The 2,503-nt window shown below is 58.1% G+C and carries 3 protein-coding genes; all 3 read right to left on the minus strand.

Features of this window, described 5'->3' with window-relative positions; translation table 11 throughout:
• Nucleotides 1–288: 288 nt before the first annotated feature.
• The 3 genes from ACO6BQ_RS12325 to ACO6BQ_RS12335 are packed head-to-tail and all read right to left on the minus strand — an operon-like array spanning nucleotide 289 to nucleotide 2,402.
• Nucleotides 289–687 carry a (deoxy)nucleoside triphosphate pyrophosphohydrolase gene (locus ACO6BQ_RS12325; RefSeq protein ID WP_489121391.1) on the minus strand — a complete coding sequence of 133 codons (399 nt, stop codon included), beginning with the start codon at nucleotides 685–687 and terminating at the stop codon, nucleotides 289–291.
• Nucleotides 688–690: 3 nt separating this feature from the next.
• Complete coding sequence (locus ACO6BQ_RS12330; RefSeq protein WP_489121394.1) at nucleotides 691–1,671, minus strand: NAD(P)H-dependent glycerol-3-phosphate dehydrogenase; 981 nt, start codon at nucleotides 1,669–1,671, stop codon at nucleotides 691–693.
• On the minus strand, nucleotides 1,668–2,402 hold the full coding sequence (locus tag ACO6BQ_RS12335) for a tRNA threonylcarbamoyladenosine dehydratase (protein ID WP_489121395.1): 735 nt from the start codon (nucleotides 2,400–2,402) through the stop codon (nucleotides 1,668–1,670). The genes ACO6BQ_RS12330 and ACO6BQ_RS12335 overlap by 4 nt, the downstream gene beginning before the upstream one ends.
• Nucleotides 2,403–2,503 lie beyond the last annotated feature (101 nt).

The following is a 2,503-nucleotide window of genomic DNA, read 5'->3' on the forward strand; positions in this document are numbered from 1 at the left end:
TTTTGCACAAAATTGAGGCTGCTGCACGTTGGTTTCGTGCAACAGCCCCTTTTTGATTTATATTAAAAATGTATACATAAAAAATAAGGCAGAATGCTGAATTTCTTCCTCAAAATTATCGTCAAAATATTCTGTTGTCAACCAGTTTGCAAAAATGTAAACCAGTATGTTTTTTGAAAACCCAGTATTTTCAAGGCTTCCAGGTCTGCTGCGTCTGCCAATTCCGCCACTTCGGCATGGATCAATTCGTTTCGTATTATAGCATTGTGCAGACGGATTTGTCAAACGTCAGACGAGTTCGCTCTCGAGTTTCCGAATCAGCTCCATGTCCGCCTCGAACCACGGGACACTGTAGAGGTCGGCGCGCCCGAGCCACCGCCCCGCCGAATGCACGGAGAGCTGCGGCTCACCCGCAATGTGTCGGCATATGTAAAGACGCATATTCATATGGTACTCGGGATAGTCGTGATCGACAATGCCGAGCAGCCGCTCCACGGCAACCTCAACACCGAGCTCCTCGCGAATCTCGCGCACGAGTGCCGCCTCGTCCGTCTCGCCCGCCTCGACCTTGCCGCCGGCAAACTCCCATGTGCCAGCATACGCGCCATAACCTCGGCACGCACCGAACACCTTTCCATCCCGCAGGATTGCGCCCGCAACAACATCGATGTGCTTTCGTTCGCCCATGCCCTACTCCTTTTCACTCTTGGTCGCACGCAGGAAAAGCCGCGTGAGCTGCTCGCGCGGGTCTTTCCCCTGCGTGACAATCTCGTAGACAGTCGCGGAAATGGGCAGATCAACACAGTACTCCTTCGAGAGTGCCATAAGTGCCTCCGCCGTATACACCCCCTCGACGATCTTGTGAAAATTGTCTGCTGTGCCGCGCACGACTGCCTCTCCGTAGCGGCGGTTATTGCTGTGCGGGGAGAAAAGTGTCGCCTCGTAGTCGCCGAGATGCGAGAGTCCATAGATCGTCTCACCGTCGCCGCCCATCGCACGTACGAGCCGTACGAGTTCGCGCGTACCGCGTGCCATGAGTGCGCCCTTGAGGCTGCCGTAGTCGAGCCCGTCGAGCATTCCCGCAGCGAGTCCGACGACGTTCTTCGCCGCCGCACCGACCTCCGTGCCGAGCAGATCCTCGCCGTAATAGAAACGGATGAGCGGACTGCCGAGCACATCTACGAACATACGCAGAGCATCCCTGTCCTCGCCCGCGAGCACCATACAGTTCGGAATCCCGCGTACGAAGTCCTGCACATGACCGGGACCGACCCAGACAACGGGCTTCACCGCCGCCCCGAGTTCCTCATGCACGACGGTTGTGAGACGCTTACCTGTACCGATCTCAATCCCCTTCATGCAGAGGATGACATATTTGTTCGCCAACTCCTCCCCGTACCCCTGCGCACGCAGATCGCGGAGAAAGGAGCGCAGTGCCTGCGCATGGATGGAGATAATGACGATTTCCGCTGTCCGAATTGCCGTTACAAGATCATCGGTCAGGCAGATGTCCTCGGGCAGCGTTAGGAACTCATTCGTCCGCGTACCGCGCAGCTGCGCAAGATGTGCCGAGCCCGCGCGTCCCCAGAGCGTGACCGCGTGCCCGACGCGATGCGCATACCACGCATGAAAACTCCCCCAACGCCCACAGCCCAGTACGGATACTCTCATGATGATACCTCCACGCGGATGTTCAATAGATCCCGAATGACCGCCCCCGCCATAATCAGCCCTGCAGCAGAAGGCACAAAGGAAATGCTGGCAGGGACACTGTTACGCCCTGCGGCGGGCTGCTCCTCCCCGACTGCGGGGGTACGCGGGCGTTCGCGTGAGCAGACGACTCTCAGATGCGGGATGCCGCGCTCCTTCAGCTTCTTTCGCAGGATGCGCGCGAGCGGGTCGCCCGTCGTACGGTAGATATCCATGACCTCGAAGAGCGCAGGATCGAGCTTGTTCGCCGCCCCCATGCTTGCGATGAGCGGAATACCACGCCGATGGCACTGCACGGCGAGATCGATCTTTGCCGTCACCGTGTCCACGGCATCGAGCACATAGTCATAGGGTTCGGGAAAGAACTGCTCCGCCGTCTCAGGCTGATAGAATGCGCGGATCTCACGCACCGCACAGGCGGGATTGATCGAGTGAATGCGGCGCGCCATGGTCTCCGTCTTTGCCGCACCCACGGTCTCCGTCAGCGCGTGAATCTGTCGGTTGATGTTTGTCACGTCAATCACATCATGGTCAACGAGTGTAAGTCTGCCAACCCCCGCACGCGCCAATGCCTCAGCTGCATACGAGCCGACACCGCCAATGCCGAAGACCGCCACGGACGCGCCCGCAAGACGTGCCAATGCCGCACTGCCGACGAGCATTTCTGTCCGCGCAAAACGCCGATCGCTCATGCACTTCCCCCTATCCGCTGCACGTCAAAGAGCTGCGGCGAAAGCATTTAGGAAGCACTGATAAATTCAGCCACGCCATCTTGACGCATCTTTTTTGCCCG

Source organism: Centipeda sp. (in: firmicutes) (genome assembly GCF_057271695.1).